The 6169-nt window shown below is 62.4% G+C and carries 8 protein-coding genes and 1 pseudogene; 3 read left to right on the top strand and 6 right to left on the bottom strand.

Features of this window, described 5'->3' with window-relative positions; translation table 11 throughout:
* Positions 1 to 106: 106 nt before the first annotated feature.
* From NCR98_RS20185 to NCR98_RS20175, 3 genes are all read right to left on the bottom strand, one after another.
* The gene (locus NCR98_RS20185) at positions 107 to 472 is read right to left on the bottom strand and encodes a response regulator (protein WP_244828939.1); all 366 of its coding nucleotides are present in this window, start codon (positions 470 to 472) and stop codon (positions 107 to 109) included.
* 210 nt (positions 473 to 682) lie between these two features.
* Positions 683 to 985, bottom strand: a complete 303-nt coding sequence (locus tag NCR98_RS20180; RefSeq protein WP_250467680.1) for a hypothetical protein — start codon at positions 983 to 985, stop codon at positions 683 to 685.
* 120 nt (positions 986 to 1105) lie between these two features.
* Positions 1106 to 1288 (bottom strand): DUF1289 domain-containing protein, encoded by a 183-nt coding sequence (locus NCR98_RS20175; protein ID WP_244828938.1) that lies wholly within the window; start codon positions 1286 to 1288, stop codon positions 1106 to 1108.
* Positions 1289 to 1526: 238 nt separating this feature from the next.
* On the opposite strand from NCR98_RS20175, the gene NCR98_RS20170 reads away from it, so the two are divergent.
* Entirely contained in the window at positions 1527 to 3542 is a 2016-nt protein-coding gene (locus NCR98_RS20170; RefSeq protein ID WP_244828937.1) for an AI-2E family transporter, read from the top strand.
* A 14-nt stretch (positions 3543 to 3556) separates the two neighbouring features.
* Here NCR98_RS20170 and NCR98_RS20165 read toward each other — a convergent pair whose 3' ends face one another.
* The 3 genes and pseudogenes from NCR98_RS20165 to NCR98_RS20155 form a co-directional block, all read right to left on the bottom strand.
* The gene (locus NCR98_RS20165) at positions 3557 to 3790 is read right to left on the bottom strand and encodes a hypothetical protein (protein WP_244828936.1); all 234 of its coding nucleotides are present in this window, start codon (positions 3788 to 3790) and stop codon (positions 3557 to 3559) included.
* Between the two features lie 68 nt (positions 3791 to 3858).
* A pseudogene (locus NCR98_RS20160) lies at positions 3859 to 4131 on the bottom strand (chemotaxis protein); the annotation flags it as partial.
* A gap of 43 nt (positions 4132 to 4174) precedes the next feature.
* Entirely contained in the window at positions 4175 to 4966 is a 792-nt protein-coding gene (locus NCR98_RS20155) for a 3-hydroxybutyrate dehydrogenase (protein WP_250527083.1), read from the bottom strand.
* A gap of 154 nt (positions 4967 to 5120) precedes the next feature.
* On the opposite strand from NCR98_RS20155, the gene NCR98_RS20150 reads away from it, so the two are divergent.
* Both NCR98_RS20150 and NCR98_RS20145 read left to right on the top strand, forming a co-directional pair.
* Entirely contained in the window at positions 5121 to 5498 is a 378-nt protein-coding gene (locus tag NCR98_RS20150) for an ester cyclase (protein ID WP_250527082.1), read from the top strand.
* Positions 5499 to 5602: 104 nt separating this feature from the next.
* A complete protein-coding gene (locus NCR98_RS20145) occupies positions 5603 to 6160 on the top strand; it encodes a carboxymuconolactone decarboxylase family protein (protein ID WP_250527081.1) in 558 nt (185 codons plus the stop codon).
* The last annotated feature ends 9 nt before the right edge of the window (positions 6161 to 6169 follow it).

Below are 6169 nucleotides of genomic sequence, written 5' to 3'. Positions count from 1 at the left end.
CCTGTTTGGAGAGCGTTTTACCAACGCACGCGGGTGACTCCGCTAACCGCCTCGCACACAAAAATGCGGACAGGTTCCACGGGCCATCAGCATCGCGCCTACGCTCTCAATCCAGTCCCGCCGCAGCCTGCCATTCCTCAAGCGCTCGTTCGAGACCACTAAACGTCACCGGCTTATGCATATACCCGTCGAACGACGGAAAGTCGTTGTCGCCCAATTCCGTGCGCCCTGTCATCGCGATCATGTATGCATCGTGAGAAGCGCCTTCGGCCCGCAAGCCCTCACACATTTCACGGCCGTCGCCATCGGGTAGCTCGACATCCGCGAGGATCACATCGAAGGTATGTGCATGCGCAAGTTCGCGTGCGACGCCGCAATCGTGAGCAAGCTGAACCTGATGCCCCAGTTTGCCGATCAGCGAAGCAATGCCTGCCGCGAAATCGCGATCGTCGTCCAACACCAGAATTTGCATAAGTCGCCCCGTTCGCGCGTTGGTTGAGTTGCTAGCGACCTATGCAAGGACAGTGCCATCAGCCCGCGATAAACACAGCGCCTTGCGCCGTGTGGCCGAGCCAACGAAGCGAACGGTCGTATCAGCCGCGATTTGGAATAGTTACCGGGCAAGCGCGCTCATTGTTGACGAGACTGCTACGCGCACCAGACGCCGCGGGCCACGCGCACCTTAATTCTGGGGCGGCACATTCGCCTTGTTCCCCGCCAGCGGCGACCCATACCCGCCACTATTCGCGTTGTTAGGCAGTCCATTGACTAGTTGCGCTCGCGGATCGCTCGGATTCAAATTCAACTCTCCCGCCTGCGCATTCCCGTGCGTCGGGTACTGGCTTCCAAGCGGCGCGTCCGGCATGAGCTTGGGGTTGTTCTGAGGCGCGCTCATATCCGTTTCCGCACTCGGCGGATGCAACTGCGCAAACGCGCTCGACGCCGCGAGCAACAACCCCGTAAAAACACAAAGGCGAACGTTCATGACAAAACTCCCGAGGTGGCGGCGCGAAGCGGTCCGCATTGCTTGAGTCTAGACCCGCGCCGTGCGACGAACGCTGATCTCCCTACCGTCGACCAGTCCAGCGTTTGTCTCAAGCGCGCGCTATTTCTTGTGTTTCTTGAGCTTGGCTTTGCGCTTGCCGCGCTCATCGATTATCCGCACGCGATGCTTGTCCTTCATCTTCTTCCATTCCTTGCATTCTTCCTTCGTGCGCAGGCAACCAATGCAGAAGCCCGTCTTTTCATCGAACTTGCAGATGCTGATGCAGGGCGAATCGACTCCCATGATTTATCCGTGAAAGTGCCGCATGGGCGTGACAATGGGCCAACAATTTCGCACGCTGCGTGCCCGCGTCGCCAACTGATTGTTTCGATGATCCTCATAGCGCCGCCTAGCGGTGCCCCGCAAACCCTCACCTTTGACCCGGATTGCGGCATGACGCTTGCTTCATGCGGACAAATGCGTGACACGTCCGTTGCGCCGATGACGCTTTTCCCTCCTCACGAGCGAGCGAATAATTCAAATGCCTCCCGCACCCGGCTCGCGCCGTCCACCCGCCAAAATACTGCCGCCCGACGCGCCTGGCCTGCGCGCGCTGGCGTCGCTGGTGACTGGTGTCATCGTCATATGCGCTTTGTACTTCGGGCGCGCGGTACTTATTCCGATCATCCTCGCGATTCTGCTGAGCTTTCTGCTCGCACCTTTCGTCGATATGTTGCGGCGCATTCGCTTCGGGCAAGTGCCATCGGTGATCGTCGCGGTGTTGCTGGCGTTGTCGGTGCTGACGGCTGTCGGCGCGCTGATCGGCGCGCAGGTCGCGCAACTTGCGGGCGATCTGCCGAAGTATCAGGTCGCGGTAGAACGCAAGATCGACTCCGTGCAGCGCCTGACAGTCGGTCGCGCCGATGAATTTCTCGGGCGCGCATCGCGTGCGCTCAAACGCATTTCGCCCGCGCGCGAGCAGGAGCAGCGCACCGCCGAGAACAATCCCGCCGCCTCGCCGATCGATCAGCCGATGCCGGTGGAAGTGCACGAACCATCGCCGTCGCCGCTGGAACTGGCGCAGCGCTTTCTCTCGCCGGTCATCAGTCCGCTGGAAACGACGGGCATCGTGCTGGTGGTCGCCGTGTTCATCCTGTTGCAGCGTGAAGATCTACGCGACCGGCTGATCCGTCTATTCGGCTCACGCGATCTGCATCGGGCAACCACCGCGATGGACGAAGCCGCGCGCCGCCTTTCGCGCTATTTTCTGGCGCAGCTCGGCATCAACGTGAGCGTGGGCATCATCATTTCGATTGGGCTCGCGGTTATCGGCGTGCCGGGCGCATTGCTGTTCGGCGTGATGACGGCGCTTCTGCGCTTCGTGCCGTATGTCGGGACGTGGATCGCCGCGCTCGTCGCGGTGGTGTTCGCGGCGGCGGTTGGCCCCGGCTGGACCATGCTGATCTGGACCATCGTATTGTTCGGCGTGACCGACATCGTGGCGGGACAGATCGTCGAGCCGCTCCTGTATGGTCACAGCACCGGGCTTTCGCCGTTCGCGGTGATCGTCGCGGCAATCTTCTGGAGCTGGATCTGGGGGCCAATAGGTCTCGTGCTGTCGACGCCGCTCACGCTGTGCCTCGTGATTCTCGGGCGCCATGTGGATCGCCTCGAATTTCTCGATGTGCTGTTCGGCGACCGGCCAGCGCTCACCCCTGCGGAAAACTTCTATCAGCGCCTGCTTGCCAACGATCCCGACGAAGCGCTGGCGCAAGCGGAATCGCTGCTGACGGAACGCTCGCTGATCGCTTACTACGACGAAGTCGCGCTCGAGGGCTTGCGGCTCGCGCACAACGACGTGCTGCGCGGCGTGGTGACGGTGGATCAGTTGCGGCGCATCAACGAGTCGGCGCTCGACATCATCGAAGGGCTGGAGGAAACCGACGATACCGCCGTGCTGCCGCCGCCTCATCGCGAAGATCCGCCCGCGAGTCTGGAGTCGCCGGACGAAGCGGTGCCGCTCGCCTACGAAGCGCCGCCGCCGCATTTCGACGCGCAAGCGGAAGGTCACACGGCGTCGGTGTTGTGCATTGCAGGGCGCAGCGAACTGGACGATTTGGCCGCGACAATCGCGGTGCAACTCTTTAGGAAGCACGGGCTGGGCGCCGATCTGGCGGGCTACGAACGCTTCTCGCGCGGACGCTTCGGCGAAGTGAACCTGCACGGCGTGTCGATCATCTGCGTGGTCTCGTTCGATGCCGCCGAGTCGCCGCCATATCTGCGCAATCTCTTGCGCCGCCTGCATCAGCGTGCGCCGGCAGCCGAGCTGATCGTGGGACTCGTGTTCCCCGAAAGTCCGCTGCAGGGCGAAGCGCTGGTGCGCACGAGTTCGGCGGCGGTGTCGTTCAAGGAACTGGTCGAGGCATGCGTGGCGGCGGCGCGCCGTCAATCGACCGATGGCGTCTCATGGACCGGACTCGATCCCTCGGATGGCGAAGCCGCGCTCGAAGGACCGTCCGCGCCCGAAGAGGACGCGCCGGCGTTGCGCAACGGCTGAAGCCCGCGGCCGCCTTAGCGGTTGCCGTCGAACAAGTCGTTGAGCATGGTGTCGAATGCGGCTTGCGCCTCTTCGAGCTCTTGCAGGGCGGCGTCGAAGGCCGTCAGCGCGAGTTGCGTCGGGCGGCCGTCGCCTTCGGGCGCGAACTGCTTCTGCAAGGCAAGAAAGGCGGATTGAACCTGGCGCGTCGCGTTGACGATGCGTTCCATCGCGCGCGCTTCTTCTTGCCGGTTGGCTTCTGCGGTCATGTGGGGCACTCCTTGTTGACAATGCCCGATATTATCAAGCGCGGAAGCCTTCGCGGTCCAACTCCGACTCAAGCCGTCGCTTTTGGGCCGGCGACCGTGAACAATCTTACCGCTTCCTCCAGCACCGCCGCCACTTCGCCAGGCGCTTGGCCGTCACCGCCGCCTGTTCGACCAGCGCCGCGTTCCGCTGGGTCGGATCGTCGAGATGCGAGACTGCCTGATTCACTTGCGCGATCCATCCGCCTGCTCGCTGCTGGCTTTCGCCACTTCCATGATGATCGTCATACGCGGTTCACTGCTTCGTCGATAGCACGCATCTGGCGCGTCGTGCGCGTGACGAGGCGTGCGTTTCGTGCCGATATCGGCGCCGCTTCGCCGGGCGCTTTATTGCGCGCTCCAGCCGCCGTCGATCTTCAACTCCGAACCGCGCATTTCGCTCGCGGCGTCGGAGCAGAGGAACACGGCGAGATCGCCGATCTGCTCCGTCGTCACGAATTGCGCCGACGGCTGCTTCTCGCCGAGCAACTTCGCGCGGGCGTCGTCGGGCGAGAGCGATTCGCGTGCGGCAAGATCGTCGATCTGCTTCTGCACGAGCGGCGTATGCACGAAGCCGGGGCAGATGGCGTTGACCGTCACGCCGCTTCGCGCGTTTTCGAGCGCGGCGACCTTCGTGAGTCCGAGGATGCCGTGCTTGGCCGCCACATAAGCGGACTTGCCGACCGACCCGACGAGTCCGTGCACCGAAGCGATGTTGATGACGCGTCCCCAGCCGCGCTCGCGCATGCCGGGCAGCGCGACGCGCATGGTGTGAAACGCCGAGCTGAGATTGATGGCGATGATCGCGTCCCAGCGTTCCACCGGGAACTGGTCGATGGTCGCGACATGCTGGATGCCTGCGTTGTTCACGAGAATATCGACCGCGCCGAAGGTTTCGTTGGCGAAGGCGAGCATGGCTTCGATTTCGGCGGGCTTGGTCATATCGGCGTCGTGATGCACCGCTTTCACGCCGATGGCTTCGATCTGCGCGAGGGCGCCGTTCACATCGCCGAAGCCGTTGAGCACGAGATTCGCGCCGGCTTGCGCAAGCGCCGTGGCAATGCCTAAGCCGATGCCGCTTGTCGAGCCGGTGACGAGCGCGGTCTTGCCGGCGAGCGATTTCGATGCGAGTTGAGTCATGGACGGATTTCTCGATGAGTTTGAAGGGAGATGCGCGTTCGGCTGACTTTACAAAACGTCGCTAAGTTTGCCTAGTGCGTAAAACACCGCGCATCGAAACACGGCCGCAAGGAGCCGATGTTATCTTTGCCAGCAACCCCAAGGAGCCCGACCCATGCTCTCACTCATTTACCGCGACTACATTGCCTGCCTGAACGACAAGGACTGGACGAAGCTCGGGCAGTTCGTTCACGACGAGGTGTCGTATAACGACGTGCCAAGCACGCTGGCGGGCTATGTCGGCATGCTGGAGCGAGATTACGAGCAGATTCCCGATCTGCATTTCAATATCGAACTGCTCGTTGAGGACGCGCAGACGGTGGCGGCGCGCCTGCTGTTCGATTGCTCGCCGAAGGGGACGTTCCTCGGCGTGCCCGTACACGGCCGGCGCGTGTGCTTTCGCGAGAACGTGTTTTATCGATTTCGCGATGAGCGTATCGAGCGGGTGTGGTCGGTCATCGATAAGGCGGCGATTGAAGCGCAAGTCTTGTGAATGATTACATGCCATGTAATTGGCGAGCCTCACGCGCGCTCCTACTCTCTCATCATCGCGGTGCAGCCATGTTGGCTGCACCGTTCGAGAACAAGGAGCCTCTCATGTCGAACCATACCGTTCATACGATTCAAACCGCCCCCGAGCAATCGAAGCCTGTGCTCGAACGCCTGCAACGAACCTTCGGCCTCGTGCCGAACATCGCGGGCGCGATGGCTGCATCGCCCACGCTGATCAATGGCTTCATCGGCTTGTTCGAGCGCGTGCACGCGAGCAGGCTCAGCGAGCCGCAGATTCAGACGCTGCTGCTCACCAACGCGGTGACGAACCGCAGCGAATGGGCCGCCGCGTTTCATACGGCGCTCGCGTTGCAACAGGGCGTGAGCCGCGCCGATGTCGATGCCATCCGCGAAGCACGCTTGCCCGCCGATGTAAACCTCGCCGCGCTCTCGGCGCTGGCGCGCACGCTCATCGACAAGCGCGGCCGGATCGATCGCGCCGACGAAGAGCGTTTCATCGATGCCGGCTTCAGCGCCGCGCAGATACTCGATGTAATCGCGGTCGTGGCGGCATCGACCATTACGAACTACACCGGTAGCGTCACGCAACCGCCGCTCGAAGCGCAGTTCGCCGAGTATGCGTGGCAAGCGCCGACACGTTGAGGAAGGCAC

The sequence above is a fragment of the Caballeronia sp. GAWG2-1 genome (assembly GCF_023631405.1).
GTDB lineage: Bacteria > Pseudomonadota > Gammaproteobacteria > Burkholderiales > Burkholderiaceae > Caballeronia.
This window is presented reverse-complemented; position numbering and strand designations above follow the sequence as displayed.

Coding starts and splice junctions, on each gene's coding strand:
- NCR98_RS20165 (WP_244828936.1), bottom strand. CDS start 3,790: ATGACCGCAGAAGCCAACCGGCAAGAAGAAGCGCGCGCGATGGAACGC.
- NCR98_RS20150 (WP_250527082.1), top strand. CDS start 5,121: ATGCTCTCACTCATTTACCGCGACTACATTGCCTGCCTGAACGACAAG.
- NCR98_RS20170 (WP_244828937.1), top strand. CDS start 1,527: ATGCCTCCCGCACCCGGCTCGCGCCGTCCACCCGCCAAAATACTGCCG.
- NCR98_RS20185 (WP_244828939.1), bottom strand. CDS start 472: ATGCAAATTCTGGTGTTGGACGACGATCGCGATTTCGCGGCAGGCATT.
- NCR98_RS20155 (WP_250527083.1), bottom strand. CDS start 4,966: ATGACTCAACTCGCATCGAAATCGCTCGCCGGCAAGACCGCGCTCGTC.
- NCR98_RS20180 (WP_250467680.1), bottom strand. CDS start 985: ATGAACGTTCGCCTTTGTGTTTTTACGGGGTTGTTGCTCGCGGCGTCG.
- NCR98_RS20145 (WP_250527081.1), top strand. CDS start 5,603: ATGTCGAACCATACCGTTCATACGATTCAAACCGCCCCCGAGCAATCG.
- NCR98_RS20175 (WP_244828938.1), bottom strand. CDS start 1,288: ATGGGAGTCGATTCGCCCTGCATCAGCATCTGCAAGTTCGATGAAAAG.